At 67.5% G+C, this 18,155-nt stretch carries 18 protein-coding genes and 1 tRNA gene; 10 read left to right on the plus strand and 9 right to left on the minus strand.

What is annotated here, in order from left to right:
* Positions 1-663, plus strand: a 663-nt coding sequence (locus AC5Y3Z_RS07625) for a PPE family protein, SVP subgroup (RefSeq protein ID WP_499919713.1), incomplete at its 5' end; no start/stop codon positions are given.
* 96 nt (positions 664-759) lie between these two features.
* Here AC5Y3Z_RS07625 and AC5Y3Z_RS07630 read toward each other — a convergent pair.
* On the minus strand, positions 760-1,455 hold the full coding sequence (locus AC5Y3Z_RS07630) for a GAP family protein (RefSeq protein WP_463824771.1): 696 nt from the start codon (positions 1,453-1,455) through the stop codon (positions 760-762).
* Between the two features lie 486 nt (positions 1,456-1,941).
* Between AC5Y3Z_RS07630 and AC5Y3Z_RS07635 the strand changes: the two genes are divergently transcribed.
* The 3 genes from AC5Y3Z_RS07635 to AC5Y3Z_RS07645 all read left to right on the plus strand — a co-directional run bounded on the left by AC5Y3Z_RS07635 (position 1,942) and on the right by AC5Y3Z_RS07645 (position 3,045).
* A complete protein-coding gene (locus tag AC5Y3Z_RS07635) occupies positions 1,942-2,271 on the plus strand; it encodes a hypothetical protein (RefSeq protein ID WP_463824770.1) in 330 nt (109 codons plus the stop codon).
* A 129-nt stretch (positions 2,272-2,400) separates the two neighbouring features.
* The gene (locus AC5Y3Z_RS07640; RefSeq protein WP_463824769.1) at positions 2,401-2,697 is read left to right on the plus strand and encodes a WXG100 family type VII secretion target; all 297 of its coding nucleotides are present in this window, start codon (positions 2,401-2,403) and stop codon (positions 2,695-2,697) included.
* A 63-nt stretch (positions 2,698-2,760) separates the two neighbouring features.
* Positions 2,761-3,045, plus strand: a complete 285-nt coding sequence (locus AC5Y3Z_RS07645; protein WP_463824768.1) for a WXG100 family type VII secretion target — start codon at positions 2,761-2,763, stop codon at positions 3,043-3,045.
* 111 nt (positions 3,046-3,156) lie between these two features.
* Here AC5Y3Z_RS07645 and AC5Y3Z_RS07650 read toward each other — a convergent pair whose 3' ends face one another.
* The gene (locus AC5Y3Z_RS07650; RefSeq protein WP_463824767.1) at positions 3,157-5,175 is read right to left on the minus strand and encodes a TPM domain-containing protein; all 2,019 of its coding nucleotides are present in this window, start codon (positions 5,173-5,175) and stop codon (positions 3,157-3,159) included.
* A gap of 101 nt (positions 5,176-5,276) precedes the next feature.
* The gene (locus AC5Y3Z_RS07655) at positions 5,277-6,197 is read right to left on the minus strand and encodes an esterase family protein (protein WP_463824938.1); all 921 of its coding nucleotides are present in this window, start codon (positions 6,195-6,197) and stop codon (positions 5,277-5,279) included.
* Between the two features lie 287 nt (positions 6,198-6,484).
* Here AC5Y3Z_RS07655 and AC5Y3Z_RS07660 point away from each other — a divergent pair, with 287 nt between their 5' ends.
* Entirely contained in the window at positions 6,485-7,768 is a 1,284-nt protein-coding gene (locus AC5Y3Z_RS07660) for a deoxyguanosinetriphosphate triphosphohydrolase (RefSeq protein ID WP_463824766.1), read from the plus strand.
* Positions 7,769-7,772: 4 nt separating this feature from the next.
* Entirely contained in the window at positions 7,773-9,746 is a 1,974-nt protein-coding gene (gene dnaG, locus AC5Y3Z_RS07665; protein ID WP_463824765.1) for a DNA primase, read from the plus strand.
* Here dnaG and AC5Y3Z_RS07670 read toward each other — a convergent pair.
* Complete coding sequence (locus tag AC5Y3Z_RS07670) at positions 9,736-10,008, minus strand: hypothetical protein (protein WP_463824764.1); 273 nt, start codon at positions 10,006-10,008, stop codon at positions 9,736-9,738. The genes dnaG and AC5Y3Z_RS07670 overlap by 11 nt on opposite strands.
* A gap of 152 nt (positions 10,009-10,160) precedes the next feature.
* Between AC5Y3Z_RS07670 and AC5Y3Z_RS07675 the strand changes: the two genes are divergently transcribed.
* A tRNA-Asn gene (locus tag AC5Y3Z_RS07675) sits at positions 10,161-10,233 on the plus strand.
* Positions 10,234-10,395: 162 nt separating this feature from the next.
* Here AC5Y3Z_RS07675 and AC5Y3Z_RS07680 read toward each other — a convergent pair.
* The 4 genes from AC5Y3Z_RS07680 to AC5Y3Z_RS07695 all read right to left on the minus strand — a co-directional run bounded on the left by AC5Y3Z_RS07680 (position 10,396) and on the right by AC5Y3Z_RS07695 (position 14,364).
* The gene (locus AC5Y3Z_RS07680; RefSeq protein ID WP_463824763.1) at positions 10,396-11,751 is read right to left on the minus strand and encodes a hypothetical protein; all 1,356 of its coding nucleotides are present in this window, start codon (positions 11,749-11,751) and stop codon (positions 10,396-10,398) included.
* Between the two features lie 23 nt (positions 11,752-11,774).
* Positions 11,775-12,293, minus strand: a complete 519-nt coding sequence (locus tag AC5Y3Z_RS07685; protein ID WP_463824762.1) for a hypothetical protein — start codon at positions 12,291-12,293, stop codon at positions 11,775-11,777.
* Between the two features lies 1 nt (position 12,294).
* Positions 12,295-13,551, minus strand: a complete 1,257-nt coding sequence (locus AC5Y3Z_RS07690) for a molybdopterin-dependent oxidoreductase (protein WP_463824937.1) — start codon at positions 13,549-13,551, stop codon at positions 12,295-12,297.
* A gap of 99 nt (positions 13,552-13,650) precedes the next feature.
* Positions 13,651-14,364: a methyltransferase domain-containing protein gene (locus AC5Y3Z_RS07695; protein ID WP_463824761.1), complete on the minus strand. Its 714-nt coding sequence runs from the start codon at positions 14,362-14,364 to the stop codon at positions 13,651-13,653.
* A gap of 517 nt (positions 14,365-14,881) precedes the next feature.
* On the opposite strand from AC5Y3Z_RS07695, the gene AC5Y3Z_RS07700 reads away from it, so the two are divergent.
* The 3 genes from AC5Y3Z_RS07700 to AC5Y3Z_RS07710 are packed head-to-tail and all read left to right on the plus strand — an operon-like array spanning position 14,882 to position 17,266.
* The gene (locus AC5Y3Z_RS07700) at positions 14,882-15,946 is read left to right on the plus strand and encodes an NAD-dependent epimerase/dehydratase family protein (protein ID WP_463824760.1); all 1,065 of its coding nucleotides are present in this window, start codon (positions 14,882-14,884) and stop codon (positions 15,944-15,946) included.
* A gap of 4 nt (positions 15,947-15,950) precedes the next feature.
* Positions 15,951-16,604: a glycosyltransferase family 2 protein gene (locus AC5Y3Z_RS07705; protein ID WP_463824759.1), complete on the plus strand. Its 654-nt coding sequence runs from the start codon at positions 15,951-15,953 to the stop codon at positions 16,602-16,604.
* Positions 16,601-17,266 carry a TIGR04282 family arsenosugar biosynthesis glycosyltransferase gene (locus tag AC5Y3Z_RS07710; RefSeq protein ID WP_463824758.1) on the plus strand — a complete coding sequence of 222 codons (666 nt, stop codon included), beginning with the start codon at positions 16,601-16,603 and terminating at the stop codon, positions 17,264-17,266. The genes AC5Y3Z_RS07705 and AC5Y3Z_RS07710 overlap by 4 nt, the downstream gene beginning before the upstream one ends.
* A gap of 56 nt (positions 17,267-17,322) precedes the next feature.
* On the opposite strand, the gene AC5Y3Z_RS07715 is transcribed toward AC5Y3Z_RS07710, so the two are convergent.
* Positions 17,323-18,129: a methyltransferase domain-containing protein gene (locus AC5Y3Z_RS07715; RefSeq protein ID WP_463824936.1), complete on the minus strand. Its 807-nt coding sequence runs from the start codon at positions 18,127-18,129 to the stop codon at positions 17,323-17,325.
* Between the last annotated feature and the right edge of the window lie 26 nt (positions 18,130-18,155).

Genomic DNA, 18,155 nt, shown 5'->3' on the forward strand with positions numbered 1-18,155 from the left:
TTGGTCACGACGGTCAACGGGCATGTTGCGGGATTGGCTTCGTCGGCCACGGCGGCGCTGAGCCCGGTGGCCGAAGGCGTCGCCGCGGCGGCGCCCGCCCTGGTTGCGGGCGTGCAGTCGGCGGCGGCCGCGGTGCCACTGGACATGGCGATGTCGGTGGTGCAGGCGGGGGCGATGCCGGCCAGCATGTTGATCGGTCCGATGATGCAGCTGGGACAGACTGCCGGCGCCGGAACCGCAGGTTTGGCGGGTGCGACGACAGCGGCCGATCTGGGCGCCATGCCGGCGCTGGCCAGCGACGTCAATCCAATGAAGGGCCTGGGTGCCGGTGGTGGCGCTGGATTGGGCGCCGGGATGGCGGCCGGCCTGGGCAATGCGCGCCTGGTGGGTGCGATGTCGGTGCCGCCGACCTGGCAGGGGTCGGTGCCCAAGGGCATGGCCAGCTCGGCGATGTCGGGTGTCGGGATGAACGCCGCGGAGATGGCTCAGGCCGCCGGTGCCGGTGCCGGTGCTGCAGGCGGCGGCATGCCGATGATGCCGATGCCCATGGGTGGCGGTGGCGCTGGACAAGGCATGCCCGGCGGCATGATGGGCCGCGGCGGGGCGAGTCCGCACGTGGTGCAGAACCGGCCCAGCGTGATCCCGCGGACCGGAGTCGGATAACCAACGACGTCAAAGGCGCGGGTGACGCATCGGGGGATCTGCGTCGTCCGCGCCTTTGTCAGCTCAGGGGTCAGATCGCATGTGGTGCAAGCTTATTCAGCGGTAGGCCAATCCGCGGCTCAGCAGGAACGCGCCCAGCAGTGCGATGACGACTCCGAAGAGCTGTTGCCGGCGGGCTGCTGCCCACCGGGTCACCGCCGACATCACCTGATCGGTCTTGGCGGGTGCCGCCAGCCGACCGATCAGGGGGAGTTCGACGAAGGCCAACGCCACCAGGGTGTACAACCCGGCAGCGCCGAGCTGGATGCCTGCCGCGGCGCCTGAGGCGACGATCGCGGTGAGCGCGGCAAGCAACCGGAAGTCGATCAGCATCCCGACCCCCAGGGCGAACGCCACCGCAACCGGCCGGGCGAGCAAGGCGCAGCGGGCGCGGGACGACCACCTGGCGAAGGGCGTCGGTCGGGGTGCCGTCATCGGCAACCGCGAACGCCGCGACGCCAGGCCAACCGCGGTCGCTGCAATCAGTAAGGCCACGGCGCCCATTGCCACCTGAACGTGTCCGGCGGTGGAAGTGGCAGTGGCGATCTGCAGCCGGTGCACGACGGCGACTGTGCGATCGCGCAATCCGAACAACACCCCGACCGCCATGGTGGCGCTGATCGCGACACCGCCGAGCCAGAACGCGACCAGGGGGCCAACGGCGCGGGGACGCGCCGAAAGCGCCGCGCTGACCGCGATCCGAACCGGATCGGCGGTCGCCACAAGAGCTAACACCAGCACCGTGCACCACATCTCGAAGGACGTTACAACCGGCTGCCGGGGTAGCGGAACTCGTTCGCCGGCAGTGATTTCCCGCTGCCCAGGACTGGGCCGGCCCGTCGGTCAATCCTGGCGTAGCGCTGAGAAACACGGCGCAGCGACTGAGGCGCGACCACGCCGCTGACCACGTTGGACTGGGGGACCCGCGGCCCGAATTGCAGTCGCCGACCAGCTCTTTGAGAAATCGATCAGGAATGTGGGATTGACTAAGTTTTTTCCGACGGCCGCCCCCGACGGACACGGTGGGCCGGCTTAGCAGAGGCCCGGGCGGGGGCCACCGGCCCGGGGCGGCGCACCGGTCGGCAGCAAGGCCGGAAAGTGCACGCTGCGCCAAAAATTATTCCGAGATTTTAGGGGTATAGCAGCGTGGATTGTCTTAAGATTCGAGAGCTTGGTGGTTGTGCTTGCCATTGAGTGCGTGTGTTGACATCAGTTTGGAAGTCATTGGAAGGAGACAGCGTGCTTCTGCCTCTGGGTCCGCCCCTGCCGCCCGACTCTGTGGCGGCGAAGCGGGGCGAGTCGGGCATGCTAGGCGGATTGTCAGTTCCGCTGAGCTGGGGTACCGCTGTCCCGCCGGATGACTACGACCACTGGTCGAAGGACTCCGAAGCTGGTGTCGAAGACGTCGTCGTGGTGCCTGGTGCGGTCGATCCGGAACCGATCGAACCAACTAACGACGAGTGGGATGAGTGGGGTGAGTGGAAACAGTGGGAAGCGGAGAACGCCGAACCACGTTTCGAGATGCCACGCGGTAGCAGCGTGGTCCCGCATTCGCCGGCAGCCGGATGAGAGAAGGGGTCAAGACTGTCGTTGGCTACGGGTGATTGACGGCTTCGGGACGTCACGAAGCCAGTAATCACATCGATCGAACACTGGAAATCCGAAAACACTTCCACAACCAATAAGGAGAAAAGCAACATGGCAACTCGCTTTATGACCGACCCGCACGCAATGCGGGCCATGGCGGGTCGTTTCGAGACCCACGCCCAGACCGTCGAGGACGAGGCCCGTCGCATGTACGCGTCCTCGCAGAACATCGCGGGTGCGGGCTGGAGCGGTCTGGCCTCGGCCACCTCGCTGGACACCATGGGTCAGATGAACACCGCTTTCCGCAACATCGTGAACATGTTGCACGGGGTGCGCGACGGGTTGGTTCGCGACGCGAACAACTACGAGCAGCAAGAACAGGCTTCGCAGCAGATCCTGAGCAGCTAACTCTGACGGCGGCGAAAGCCGCTGCATCTTAACAACATTCACAGACCAAGGAGAACAGGTTCAATGACAATCAATTACCAGTTCGGCGATGTCGACGCGCACGGCGCTCTCATTCGCGCCCAGGCTGCCAACTTGGAGGCCGAGCACCAGGCCATCGTTCGCGATGTGCTGGCTGCCGGTGACTTCTGGGGCGGCGCCGGTTCGGTAGCTTGCCAGGAGTTCATCGCCCAGTTGGGCCGCAACTTCCAGGTGATCTACGAGCAGGCCAACACTCACGGCCAGAAGGTCCAGAGTGCCGGCAACAACATGGCGCAGACTGACAGCGCCGTCGGGTCCAGCTGGGCCTGAGAGAAGTTCCCGGTTCGGGGCGGCGCACCGCTGGTCGGTGCGCCCGCCACGGCCACTGACTGCGCACGCTTGCTCGCGGTAACGCGAGTGGGCGTGCGCAGTTCTTTCTGCTCAGAACCGGCCGCCGCCACCCAGGAAGCCGCCGCCGGATGATCCCGAAGAGCCCGACCCGCCGAAGGATGTCGGGCTCCAACCACCGAATCCGCCCCGCATGCCACCGCTGAGCAGATCGCCGATGATGATGCCACCCAGTACCGCGCCGGTGTCGCTGTCGTTGCGCCGGGTGAAGGCGCGCTGGGCCGCCTGCACGTCGGCGTTGGCCAGTGCCTGCGCCTCGGCTGCCCGGGTCGAGGCACCGTTGGCGTAAGCGATCGCATCGTTGAGGTTCGACGACTTTCGCTGCTGAGCGGCCTCGAGTTGGCGCCTGGCTTCCGCGAGCCGAGTCCTTGCCTCGGGCCCGATGCTGCCGCGCCGGGTGTCGATGTACTCCGATACCGCGTGTACCCGGGATTCCGCGGTGAACAGCGCCTGCTCCAGCGAGCGCCGGAGGCGTTCGGTGTTCGCCTGCTCCTGGGACACCGTGGCCACCAGCCGGTCGAGTTCGGCGTCGGCCTTGGTGAGCCGCGCGAAAGTACTCAGCGGGTCCGACGTGCCTCGCACCCCTGCCGGGCCGCCCGCACTGTCCACCGCCCTGGCGGCGGCGTCGCGCGCAGCGATGAGCTCACCGGTGTGCGCTGCGTTGTTGCCCGGCGCCTTCTGCAGCAGCTCGTTGGCGCGCCGGATGCCGGTCTGGATGTTAGACAGCAACGACGGCAAGTTGTCGACGGCATACCGGATGTCGTCGGCTGCGCTGTCCACCGCATCGAGTAGCGAACGCGCTTGTCCCAGCGCGGATTCGGCGCTGCGCACCGAATCCGCCAGTCGCGTCTGCTGGCCGCTCATCGCGTGGCCGGCCAATTGGCGGGCCGTGGCGATGTTGCGGTCGGCGAACTCCAGCCGATCTCTGGCGGTGTCCACGTTGGCCGAAACCGAAGCCAGCGCCGCGGCACCGAATTCTTTGTGCAACTCGGCCAGGTGCTGGGTGGCGGGCTCCACCCGGCTGGTCAGTTCCACATACACCTGGGTCAACGTATCCAGCCGCGACGACGCGTTGATCACCAGATCACGCAACTGCTCGAAGGCTTCGGTCTGGGACTCCAACTCACGGTCCGCGGCGGCCGCGGCGACGATCACCCGGGTGAGCAGTTCACGTCGTTGTGCAGGCGTTTCGGGGATACTGTCGTCGAGTTGGTGGCGCACCGTGAATGCTTGCGCCAGTGCAGCTTTGGCGTTGTTCACGGCCTGGGTGAACGGTGCGGTGCGTTGTTCGCCGAATTCCTCGATGGCCAGTGCGAGCTCGTTGGAACTGGTGCGTACCGCATTGTCGACTTCCACCACCTTCGAGCGGGACAGCTCGTCGAGGATGTCCAACGGGACCGCGGCCAGCGCGGTCGCATCGGTGGGATCCACCCGTCGCGCCGCCGCCAGGGCATCGGCCCGGCGCCGCCGCGCACGCCGGCGCATCACCAGCAACAGGATCAGCAGCAGCACCCCGATGGCCGCGACGATGGCCGCCAGCGTGATGAGCAACTGCGGTGACCACGTCGACTTCGGTGGCTTGTTGAGTCCGTCCGCGGCGGCCACCGCCGCCCCACTCCAGTCGCTGTTGTGCAGCGCCGGTTCGATCTGGTTGCGGCGCAGGTCGTCGACCCGTCGGGCGCTGACGCCCGGCAAGCCGCTGCGCGCCAGGAAGGCGTACGCACGGTCGGTGGTGGCCACCGCCAGCAACGCGTCGCTGCTGTGCAGATCGCTGGCCCGGAAGGTCTGCTCGGCCCACGTCTGACTGTCCAGCCCGGAGAAGGTGTCGACATAGACCACCCACAACCGGATGCGCCGTTCGCCGTAGAGCTTGATGGTCGCCGCCGTCACCGCGGCCCGACCGGACTCCGACAGCGCGCCCGCGTTGTCGGTGACGTAGCCCGGCAACCGGAACGGTGGCTGCGCCTGCGCCTGCGGCGCTGCCAGCAGCCCGCCGGTCAGGCCGACGGTGACGATGGTCAGGATCACGCCCAGCAGGCGAACAATGCGCATAGCGCTAACTTAGCTCCGGCGACCGTCATTTCGACCATTGCGGCCCCGTGGACGGGGTGCGGTCCGCGCAGGGCCCGCACCCCATCCCGGCCGGCCAGCAGTCAGGCCTGCCCGCCACCGGCTCCCAGCGTCCGCTGCATGTCGGATTTCATCGCGACCAACTGTGCGTTCCAATAGCTCCAGCCATGGACACCGCTGCCGTCGATGTTGAAGGTGGCGTTGCGTCCGCCGGCCGCGGTATAGGCGTTCTTGAAGTCGACGTTGCTCTGCAGTACGACCTGCTCGATGACCTGGCCCGGGAGGCTGTTCTGCCCCAGTTCCGAGGGTGTTCCGTTGCCGCTGTACACCCACAGGCGGGTGTTGTTGCCGGCCAGTCGCCCGGCCTGAACGGTGGGATCGTGCCGCTGCCACCCGGGTCCGCCCGACGGGCCCCACATGTCTTCGGGGTTGAAACCGCCTTCGTCGTTCATCGCGAACTTGATCAGCGTGGGTCCGTTGCCGCTGGACGGTGTCAGGTACGCCGAAAGCGAACTGGCATAGGCAAATTGACTGGGATGGTAGGCGGCGAGGATCAGTGCCGACGATCCGGACATCGAGACGCCGACGACGGCATTGCGCGTGGTGCGGACGCCCTTGCCCGCCAGGTAGGCCGGTAGCTCACTGGTCAGGAAGGTTTCCCATTTGTAGGTGGCGCCGTTTGCCGACCCGTACCAGTCGGCGTAAAAGCTGGAGCGTCCGCCGACCGGCATGACCACCGACATACCGGACCCCTGGTACTCGTCGAACGCGTTCGTTTCGATGTCCCAGCCGTTGCGGTCGTCGCGGGCCCGCAGTCCGTCGAGCAGGTAGACCGCCGGGGCACCACCCTGCTGGAACTCCACGGTGATGTTGCGGCCCATCGCCGCGGAGGGCACCTGCAGGAATTCGGGCGCAGCGGCCCGCGCAGCCGGTTCGTTGCCGACCACCCCGAGTAACGCCGGGACGGTGGCCGCCGCGCACGCGGCGGTTGCCAGTCGGCGCATCCAACGTTTGTTGTGCACGTACTTCGTCACTATTGATCCACTCCTGAACTGCGCAAGGGATTCGCCCGGCGGCACACTGTGGGCGGGCCGGTCGGGCGCACGAGCGGGGAATGTCAAGATCAGGTCTGATCGCGGCGACGACGCACCGGAAACCTGTCGAGACCCGCCAGTTTTCTTCAACCCTGGATCCGACCCAGTGAGCCTGTTGATACCCCTGACCGTCCTGCCTAAACCGGTATCCGGCTGGCTGGGAAGAGTGACATCGACCGCTGGCAGACTGTGGGGCGGTGAATACAGATCGGGACGACCCTTACGACGACTTCGACCGCGAGCGGCGGGTACTCGAAGCGCCGAAGAGTGCGGGTCTGCCCGGTACCGAAGGTCAGCACCGCACCGACTTCGCCCGCGACCGGGCGCGCGTGCTGCACAGCGCCGCGCTGCGCCGGCTGGCCGACAAAACCCAGGTGGTCGGGCCACGGGAAGGCGACACGCCGCGCACCAGGCTCACCCACTCGCTCGAGGTGGCCCAGATCGGGCGCGGGATGGCGATCGGCCTGGGCTGCGATCTGGATCTCGTCGAGTTGGCCGGTCTGGCCCACGACATCGGCCACCCACCGTACGGGCACAACGGTGAGCGGGCGCTCAACGAGGTCGCCGACGCCTACGGCGGTTTCGAGGGAAACGCGCAGAACTTCCGTATCCTGACCAGCCTGGAGCCCAAAGTTCTTGACGGACAAGGGCGTAGCGCGGGGCTGAACTTGACCCGCGCCGCGCTGGACGCGGTCACAAAGTATCCGTGGTCGCGCAGCGCCGGAGAGCGCAAGTACGGCTTCTACGACGACGACCGGGAGGCTGCCGCCTGGGCGCGCGCCGGCGCCCCGGGTCGGCGCACCTGCCTGGAGGCCCAGGTCATGGACTGGGCCGACGATGTCGCCTACTCCGTGCACGACGTCGAAGATGGTGTGGTCTCCGAACGCATCGACCTGCGGGTGCTCGCCGACGAGGACGAAGCCGCTGGATTGGCCAAGCTGGGGGAGAACGAGTTTCCCCAGGTTGGAGCCGACGACTTGATGCAGGCCGCGCGCCGGCTGTCCGGGCTGCCGGTGGTTGCCGCCGTCGGTAAGTACGACGCCACATTGGCGGCGGCGGTCGCGCTCAAGCGGCTGACCAGCGAGCTGGTCGGACGGTTTGCCACAGCTGCCATCGCGACTACCCGCTCGGCGGCCGGGCCAGCGCCGCTGGTGCGTTACCAGGCCGAATTGCACGTGCCGGATCTGGTCCGGGCCGAGGTTGCAGTGCTGAAAATACTTGCGCTGCAATTCATCATGTCCGACCCACGCCACCTGGAAACTCAGGCCCGGCAGCGCGAGCGGATTCACCGGGTGGCGCACTGGCTGCAGACCGGCGCCCCGCAGACCCTGGACCCGATGTTTGCCGCGGCGTTCAATGCCGCGGCCGACGACCAGGCGCGGCTGCGGGTCATCGTCGATCAGATCGCCTCCTACACCGAGGGGCGACTGGAACGCATCGACAGCACGGCCGGTAAGCGTCCGGGCAACGGCCTACACTGAGCCCGTGTCGAGTCCGGCGGGTTCCAGGGACGCCGGCCGTCCCGGCGGTCGGTCCCGAATATCCGATCGCGACATCGCCACCATCAGGGACGGGGCCGCGATCGAGGACGTCGTCGGCGACTATGTCCAACTCAAGCGCGCCGGTGCCGACTCGCTCAAAGGTCTCTGCCCGTTTCACAACGAGAAATCGCCGTCCTTTCACGTCCGCCCCAACCACGGCCACTTCCACTGCTTCGGGTGCGGCGAGGGCGGCGACGTCTACGCCTTCATCCAGAAGATCGAGCACGTCAGCTTCGTGGAAGCCGTCGAGATGCTGGCCGACCGGATCGGCCACACGATCAGCTACACCGGCCCGGCCACCAGCGTGCAACGCGACCGCGGCAGCCGTAGCAGACTCGTCGCCGCCAACGCGGCGGCCGCGGCGTTCTACGCCGAGGAGTTGGAGTCCGCTGAGGCCGCCCCGGCCCGCCAATACCTGACCGAGCGCAGCTTCGATGCCGAGGCCGCCCGCCGTTTCGGCTGCGGATTCGCCCCCTCGGGTTGGGACAAACTGACAAAGCATTTGCAGCGCAAAGGTTTTGAGTTCAAGGAGCTGGAAGCTGCGGGACTCTCCAAGCAGGGGCGCCGCGGCCCCATCGACCGGTTCCACCGGCGACTGTTGTGGCCCATCCGCAGCTCGGCCGGCGAGGTGATCGGGTTCGGTGCGCGCCGGCTGTTCGATGACGACCCGATGGAAGCCAAGTACGTCAACACCCCCGAGACCGTGCTGTACAAGAAGTCCGCGGTGATGTTCGGGATCGACCTCGCCAAACGCGATATCGCCAAGGGACACCAGGCGGTGGTGGTGGAGGGTTACACCGACGTGATGGCCATGCACCTGGCCGGGGTCAGCACCGCGGTCGCGTCCTGCGGCACCGCGTTCGGCGACGAGCACCTGGCCATGCTGCGCCGGCTGATGATGGACGACAGCTTCTTCCGGGGCGAGTTGATCTACGTCTTCGACGGTGACGACGCCGGTAAGGCCGCCGCGCTCAAGGCTTTCGCCGGCGAGCAGAATCTGGCCGGCCAGTCCTTCGTGGCGGTCGCGCCCGACGGCATGGACCCGTGCGACCTGCGGCTGAAGGCCGGTGACGGTTCGCTGCGCGATCTGGTGGCCCGGCGAACCCCGTTGTTCGAGTTTGCGATTCGCACCGCACTGGCCGAGATCGACCTGGACAGCGCCGAAGGCCGGGTGGCCGCGCTGCGTCGTTGCGTGCCGATGGTGGGCCAGATCAAGGACCCGACGCTGCGCGATGAGTACGCACGCCAGCTCGCCGGCTGGGTCGGGTGGGACGACGTCGCGCAGGTCATCGACCGGGTGCGGGGTGAGGCCAAAAAATCCCGCAGCGGCGGCGGGTCCGTCGGCGCGAAGCCGTCCCGGCGTCCGGCGCGGGACCCCGTTGCGGCCAACCCGGACGCGGCGGCCGCCGATCCCGGCGTGGCCCGGCCCGATCCGCGTGACCCGACGCTGTGGCCGCAGCGTGAGGCGCTCAAATCGGCGCTGCAGTATCCGGCGCTGGCCGGTCCGGTGTTCGACACCCTGACCGTCGAAAGCTTCACGCATCCGGGTTATGCCGCCGTGCGGGCCGCGATCGAGACGGCGGGCGGCACCTCGATCGGCGTCAGCGGCGGCCAATGGCTGGACATGGTGCGCCAGCAGACCAAGTCGTCCCTGACCGCCGGTCTGATCAGTGAGCTGGGCGTCGAGACGATCCGCGCCGACGACGAGCAGTTGCCGCGCTACATCTCCGGGGTACTGGCCCGGCTGCAGGAGGTGTGGATGGGTCGGCAGATCGCCGAGGTGAAGTCCAAACTGCAGCGCATGTCGCCGATCGAACAGGGCGACGAATACCACGCGTTGTTCGGCGACCTGGTCGCGATGGAGGCCTACCGGCGCAGCCTGCTGGAGCAGGCCAGCGGCAACGACCTCACCGCGTAGGTTGCGCCTCGACCGTTGGATTCAGGTCCTGCGCGCTGCGTTCGACGACGGTGGTCCCGGCGTCGATCTCGGCCAACGTCACGAATCCGGTGTCGGGGGAGATTCGGTTGGCGATCTTGCGCCGGCCCCCCTCGATCAGCGATCTGGTCACGGGGCTGCTGGTCACGGCCCGGTAAGTGCCGGCGATCTGCTCGTAGCGGCGACGTCCGGCCTTCGTGCCCAGCACGTAGCCCACCCCCAATACGGCGACATACCCGATCAAAGCGATCCCTCCGAGATGAAATGCATTGGCTCCATCCTGCCTCATCTGTTCGGCAACGGCTGCGCAAGCGCCGGTTGGGTCTAATTGGGTACAGCCCTGCCAGTACGCTAGAGTCGTCCCGCGGTCAGCGCCAGCGTTCGTTGGACTGATAGTCCCCTGTAGCTCAACTGGCAGAGCATTCGGCTGTTAACCGAAGGGTTGAAGGTTCGAGTCCTTCCGGGGGAGCCTGGTCAACACGCCTTTGCCGACGGTTCGCCGCGAGTGCGGCCAAGTCTCGGTGCGGCGTTCTGAACGACCTCGGGGTCGAGCTCGTTCACGTCAGCGATCTCTGTGCGAGTAACGCCTCGGCTCGGGCAACGCGCCGCGCTGCTTGGCGAACGTAGCGGGCTACCAGTTGGTCAGGATGACGTGGTTGAGCACCAGCGCGCCGACCACGTTGAGCGCCAGCCACCAGCGCTGCGATGATCGCGGCAGCAGCGCCGGAGCCGCCGTCAACCACACCGTGAACGGCAGCCAGATGCGTTCGGTCTCGGCCTTGCTGAGCATGCTCAGATCTGCGCACAGGATCGCGGTTAGTGCCGCCAGCACCAGCAGATGCAGACCGGATAGCCGCCGAATTGCCGGCAGGTCGAAGACCCGGCCCAAGCCGGCGACGCTGCCGAGGCCCACGGCGCAGACGACTGAGGCGAAGTTGGCCCAACCCCAGTATTGGAACGGCCGATTCATCGCGATGCCCTGCCAATAACGCTGCTGGACCAGTGTGTAGCCGTCGAACCACCAAAAGCCTGTCACGGCAAAGGTGAGCGCTACCGCCATCGCCGCCGGAACCGCCACAGCCAACGTGGTCAGCGCCGCTCGACGATTGCGCACCGCAATCAGCACCGCCACCGCCGGCAAACCCAGCAGCACCAGCCCGTAATTCAGGAAGACGGCCCAGCCCAGCAGCAGGCCGGCGCCGGCCGCCGCCAGCAGCGGCCGGCGCACGCTGCGACTCGCCGCCAGCGCCAGCAGGGCGATGCCCCAGCTGGCGACACCGGTGAAGTAGCCATCGGCGGACACCGCGATCCAGATCGCGGTCGGCGCGACCGCAACGAACGGCGCGGCCAACCGGGCGGTCGGCTCGTCGGCCACGGCGCGCACCGCGACGATCACGGCGGCGGCCGCGCTCGACCCGACCAGCAGGCAGAACGCACCCGCCCACGCACCACCCCCCAGTCCGATGCGGTCCAGCCAGACGAAGGTGAGCAGGGCGCCGGGGGGATGGCCGGAGACGTGGGTGATCCACGAGTTCGGCTGGAAGTCCACAATGCGGCTGGCGAACGTCCGCAACATCTCCGGGATGTCGGTGACGGCCGGTACCTGCCGCAGATATTCGTGTTGGGTGACCAGCCGTCCCGCGAACCCGAGTTGCCAGCCGTCGATCATCGCCAGCGCGAACGCCCACCCGCACGACGTGGCCCACGTGGCGAGCGTGAGCGTCCGCCACGACAATCGCTGCGCCAGGCCGGTCCCCCAGATGACCGCGGCAAGACCGATCGCGAGCGCGGCGATGCTGCCCCAGCCCACATGGGCTTTCCACCAGCCGAAGATCGGTGCGGTGTCGGCGACCGCGTGGATCGCCTGCGCCGAACTGTTCTTCAGCGGTGTGACGATGCCCAGGTGCAGGAAGGGCACCAGGAAAGCCGCGACCACCAGCACGATGCCCAGCGAGACCGCGATGACTTCGCGACGGCCGGTTTTCACAACACCCCACCTTATGGCCATGGTCAGACGGTGAGGTCGGTCGATTTCGCGCGACGCCCCAGTATTGCGAGGCGAGCGGCGTAGGCCAGCGCGCTGAGTCCGTATACCGCGGCGACGAGCAGCAGCCAGCGCCCGAGGAAGGGTTGCTGATCCTGCCCGGTGGCCGCGGCATAGCTCGGCCCACCCTGCTCGATGATGCCGGGGAAGAACAGTAGTAGCGACAGTCCCGCGGCCAGGGTCGGAACGCGCAGGTAGTTGAGCGGCGAGACGCGCGGCGCGGGCGCTGAACGTTGAATACGCACGGCGGCAAGGGCTTTGATCAGCGACCGGTCGGCCAGCGCGTAGAGCGGAAACAGGATGAGATCGTGTGCAACGATCGCCGCCAGGAACCAGACGCCGATCGATTGCCACCAGACGCTGGAATTCCATAGCCCGTTCGGGCCCAACAGGATTACGACATAACCTGCCAATGCCAACGCCGCGACCGTGCCCAGGAGATGCAGTGGGTCGGCCCCGTAGCACGCGGTGAACCGGGCACGCATTTCAGGATGCTCCGAAGTCGATGGACCGTACCCACTTGGTGTTGTGCACCCCCGGCAGCGCGGGCACGATGATGCGCGCGGGATAGCCGTGATCCGCCGACAGGTCAGCGCCGTTGACCCGAAGCGCCAGCAGCGAGTCGGGATTGCCGATCTGGTTGGCCTGCAGCACGGCCTGATTGAAGGCACCGGCGCGTTCCAGTGATCGCACCGTGGCCCGGGTGGGGTTCGGCGTCCCGACCAGTGCGGCCAGATCAGCCAGGCGGACTCCGGTCCACGTCTGCGTCGTCGACCACCCTTCGACGCAGGCGATCGGCAGTTCGGCGGTGTATTGCGCCATCGACTGGAGGGCGGCCCTGTCCATTATGAGCTTTCGTCCCGGCCCGCGCAGGGTGAGCCGCCAGTCCGCGCCTGTGTCGGCGGGCGTGATGGCCGCGGCCGCAGCGGTTCTGTTGACCTGGAAATCACCGTCGCGGCTGCGTCCCCGCGGCAACAGCAGGGCCGTCCTGCGGATGCCGCCACCGAGGGTCTGGCCTGCGGTGAGTGCGGCAACGAACAGCGCCCCGCCGGAGACCAGGGCAAGTGCCCCGCGGCGACTCAGCGTGGGGGGAGCGGGGTCGGCGGCCACCAGCCCGCTGGCGTCGGGAGGTTCCGGACGGGTGTCGGCGCGCGAGGTGCGCAATATCTCGCGAATTGACCGAGACCGTAGTCCGGCCAACATCTTTGGCCATTTGATCACTACATGGACGACGAAGCCGGCGATGAACACCCACGCCCCGTAATAGTGCGCGGTGTAGAAGCTGAATCCGAAGAGGTAGTCGTACTGGATGTTGAGCACCCCGGTGGCGAGTTCGAAGAGGATGCCGCCCACCAGCATCAACAACGACACCCGCTCCAGCAGTTGCGCGATCGAGCGTAGCGGCGGCCACGCGAACAGCCGCGGAATCACCGACCAGAGCTTGGCCAACACCACCGGCACGAGTATCAGGCCCAGACCGACGTGCACGCCCTGAGTCAGCCGGTACAGCCATGATGGCCGGCTCGGCCAATCGAAGGTCGGTAGCTTGAGCCAACCCACATCCTGCGGGAACGCCTGACCGAACTGTGGACCGTAGGCGATATAGGACAGCAGGCCGGTCAGGATCACCACCGGTAACCCGATCAGCAGCGCTGCACCGAACACCGACGTCAGCCACGGGCCGCGCAGAGGGCTGCTAAAGAGTTGCAGCCGACGCGATCCCGGGGGAGGGTGGCGCTCCAGTGCGCGCCACAGCGGAGCCGGAAATGCGTGACGCGCCCCGTTCTCGGGTGGCGAATCAGTTTCTGTCACAGCAGGTTCAGTGCCTTGATGATAAAGGCTTCAAGCGGGGATGCCGGCGCTGGCGCCGAACCGCCGACGCGCTGCATCCGTCAGGACGGCGAACACCCGACCGTGCACTTCGATCACCTCAGTGACGAAGAATTCGGCGGCGTAAGCGATCCCACCGAGCGCCTGGATTCCGACGCGCGACCACGGAAACCATTGGCCGAGATGATGTTCGGTTTCCCAACGCAGGATCTCGAAGCAGACCGTGGTCGTCGGCGAATCGATCTCGGCGATCACGACACCGCCGGGGGCGAGCAGGTCGGCGGCCCGTCTGAGAGTCCGGACCGGGTTCCCGCCGATGCCAATGTTGCCGTCAATCAACAGGATCTGCTGCCAGCTGCCCTCGGCCGGCATCGGGGCGAACAAGTCGCGCCGAATCGCGGCGCCCCCGCGACGTCGTGTCATCTCGACCGCGGCCGCTGAACTGTCGACTCCGAGTGCAGGTAGGCCGCGCTCCTGCAGCGTTGCGGTGAATCGTCCCGGGCCACAACCCACATCGAGAGTGGGCCGGGGCGAGCACAGGCCCAGGACGTGCTCGTCAGCGAGCCGGTCCTGCGGCGTGGTCTGCTGCCCACCCAGCCAGCGCACCATCGGCAGATCGCGGCGCTGGCCGCGATGGTCCCGCGCCCAGCACAAGCGGCCTGCTGCAGCCGAGCGATAGATCAAATCGGCTGATCTGGACACCGCCTCGCGCGCGTCGACGCTCACTGTGGAACTCGCAGAGCGTCCGTGGCCAGCGGGGTCACCGGCGCTGTCCGGGTTGTTCTGAAGACGTACATCACCATGCCGTTCGCGTCGTGGGTGCATTCATCCGGTATTCGGAACCGAGCGCCGGGTGGATTGCCGTCAGCTTGATTTCAAAACACGAAATTTTCGCTCGCGGCTCGCCACAACCCTGTGATCAGGTGTTTCGTATCAGGCGGAGTCGGGCACAGGGGACGGATGACAGGTGACCGCGCGCTGTTCGGGCTTGCCGACGAGCCGCGAGCGGTCAGCCCCGCAGCCACCCTGCCGCGGGCGTCACACCCGGATTCGCCGTGACGGCAGCGTGGTAACCCACCACACCGCGCCGGGTCGCTGCCGCGCGGCCGAAAGGAGTCGAGATCTCCCACGCAGCAAGCACTTTGGCGGCCGGCCCACGCGGACACGTACGGTGGGGCTGGTCCGACGAGAACGACGAGGAGAAGATGGAGTTGTTCAACCCCCGCGTGCCGCTGGCACAGCCGTGAGGATATTGCTGACCGGGGCCGCCGGATTCATCGGGTCCCGGGTGGGCGCCGCTCTGCGCGCCGCCGGCCACGAGGTGGTGGGCGTCGACCTCCTGTTGCCGGCTGCCCATGGTGTCGATGCGCAGTTGCCGTCGGGATGCCACCGGGTCGACGTCCGGGACGGCGAGGCGTTGGCCCCGCTGCTCGCCGGTGTCGATCTGGTATGTCATCAGGCTGCGATGGTCGGCGCCGGGGTGAACGCCGCCGACGCGCCCGCCTACGGCGGCCACAACGACTTCGGCACCGCGGTACTGCTGGCGCAGATGTACGCCGCCGGGATCCGACGTTTGGTGCTTGCTTCGTCGATGGTGGTGTACGGGCAGGGGCGCTACGCGTGCCCCGAGCACGGACCGGTCGATCCGCTACCACGCCGCCCGGCGGACCTGGACGCCGCCATATTCGAGCACAGGTGTCCGGTGGGCGGTGAGCAACTGCAGTGGCGACTGGTCGACGAGGACGCACCTCTGCGCCCGCGCAGCCTGTACGCGGCGAGCAAGACCGCGCAGGAGCACTACGCGCTGGCCTGGTCGGAATCGGCCGGCGGTTCAGTGGTGGCGCTGCGCTACCACAACGTCTACGGTCCCGGAATGCCCCGCGACACCCCGTATTCCGGTGTCGCGGCGATCTTCCGCTCGTCACTTGAAAATGGTGCGGCACCAAGGGTATTCGAGGATGGTGGCCAGATGCGCGACTTCGTTCACGTTGACGACATCGCCGCCGCGAACCTGGCGGCAGTGACCGGCTGCACGACCGATCGCGGCGATTTCACGGCGGTCAACGTCTGCTCCGGACGGCCCATCTCGATCCTCGAGGTGGCCAACGCGCTGTGCGATGCCCGCGGTTGCGAGTTCACCCCGGTCGTCACCGGCCAGTACCGCAGTGGCGACGTTCGGCATATCGTCGCCGACCCCGGCCGGGCCGCCGAGGTGCTGGGCTTCAGCGCGGCCGTCGACCCGCTCGTGGGGCTGCGCGACTTCGCGTTCGCCCCGCTGCGCCAGCAGGCGGTAGGTCACATTGGCTAACCCGATGGCACCCGAGGTGACGGTGGTGTTGCCCTGCCTCGATGAGGAGGAGTCGCTGCCGGCGGTGCTTGCCGCCATTCCGGCCGGCTACCGGGCGCTGGTCGTCGACAACAACAGCACCGACGACACGGCCGGGGTGGCTCGCCGCCACGGTGCGGACGTGGTCGTCGAACCGCAGCCGGGTTACGGCTCGGCGGTGCACGCGGGAGTCGTCGCCGCGACTACCTCGATCGTGGCGGTCATCGACGCCGACGGTTCGATGAACGCCGCCGACCTGCCTCGGCTGGTCGACGAACTGGGTCGCGGTGCCGACCTGGTGATTGGCCGGCGGCGACCGGTGCCCGGGCTGCACTGGCCGTGGGTCGCCCGGATCGGCACCGTGGTAATGAGCTGGCGGTTGCGGACCCGGCACGGCCTGCCGGTGCACGACATCGCGCCGATGCGGGTCGGCCGCCGGGAAGCGTTGCTGAATCTGGGTGTCGTGGATCGGCGCTCGGGCTATCCGCTGGAGTTGCTGGTCCGCGCCGCGGCCGCCGGTTGGCGCGTGGTCGAACTCGACGTCAGTTACGGCCCCCGCACGGGCGGCAAATCGAAGGTCAGCGGTTCGCTGCGGGGCAGCATCACCGCCGTGCTGGATTTCTGGAAGGTGATTTCATGACGGCGATGCCGGTGACCCTGCTGGTGGTCGCCAAGGCGCCGGAGCCCGGCCGTGCCAAGACTCGCCTGGCCGCATCCGTCGGCGAACAGACCGCCGCCGAGATCGCCGCCGCCGCGCTGCTGGACACGCTGGATGCGGTGGCCGCGACACCGGTGGCAGCCACGGTGGTGGCACTGGTCGGCGACCTGGACGCGGCCGCCCGAGGCGACGAGATCCGCCGTCGGCTCGAGTCCTTCACCGTGATCGGGCAACGCGGGGTGGACTTCGCCGACAGGCTCGCCAATGCGCACGCCGACGCAGGCGCCGCGGGGCACGCGGTGCTGCAGATCGGAATGGACACGCCTCAGGTGACCGCGCCGCTGCTGACCAGTTGCGCGCAACGCCTACTTCGTGCTCAGGCCGTGCTGGGGCCCGCGCGGGATGGCGGTTGGTGGGTGCTCGGACTGCAGGCACCCACCGACGCCGAATGTTTGCGTAGCGTGCCGATGTCCCAAGCCGACACCGGTAATCTCACGCTGAAAGCATTGCGCGACAACGGGATCGAGGTCGACCTCGTGGAGGTTCTGGACGACGTCGACATCGTCGGTGATGTCGCGGCGGTACGGGATGCCGGTGCGCCCGACAGCCGCTTCGCTCGGGTCACCCGCGACGCCGGCCTCTGACTAATCAGGCCCGACGCCGCGGGAACGACCGCGCTGCACCTATTCGGAGAAGATGCTCACGCACTTCCCGGGCGATAGTGATCGGGCTTGCGGGCTTCAACGAGCATGCGAACGGAGCGCGTGACGAAGGGACCGTTGTCCTGCATAGATTGGTGAAGTTCGAACAGGCGGTCAGAGTAGCGTTCGATGGTGAAGTCGGGGACCGCCCAGATCACCTTGCGCAGCCAATAGATAACTGCCCCGATGTCGAAGAACTCCACGCGCAGCCGCTCCAACCGCTGATCGACGATCTCCAGCCCGGCCGCCTCCGCCTGCCGCTTTTCGACCTCGGGCTGGCGCTCGGCCCCTGCACCGGGCTGCGGCCCGAGGAAGAACTCGATGAGTTCGACCATCGTGTCGGCACCGTTGTGTTGGGCGAAATAGGTGCCGCCGGGCGTGAGCACGCGCGCGATCTCAGTCCACCAGCCCCCGACGTCGTGCGGGTGGCGGCTGGTTACCAGGTCAAACGCCTCGTCGGCGAATGGCAGGACCGGCTCGTCGCTGGTGGCGACCAGCACCACGCCGCGCGGATGCAAGATTTTTGTCGCAAGGGCTACGTTGGGCGGATACCATTCGGTGGCGGCCATGGTCGGCGGAAACTTCTCCGCCCCCGCCAGCACCTCGCCACATCCGGTCTGCAGATCCAACGCCGCTGACGCGCCGGCCAATCGCTCGCTCATCAATCGCTGATACCCCCAGGATGGGCGTTCCTCCGTGGCGCGGCCTTCGAGCCACGAGAAATCCCAACCCGGCGTAGGCGCAGCCATGGCCTCTGCGATGAGATCTTCGAAAGTCTTTGTCTTCTCTACATTTTGGGTTTGCATGCGTGCACTGTACCGCATCCCGGACC

The organism is Mycobacterium sp. NGS61 (assembly GCF_059812325.1).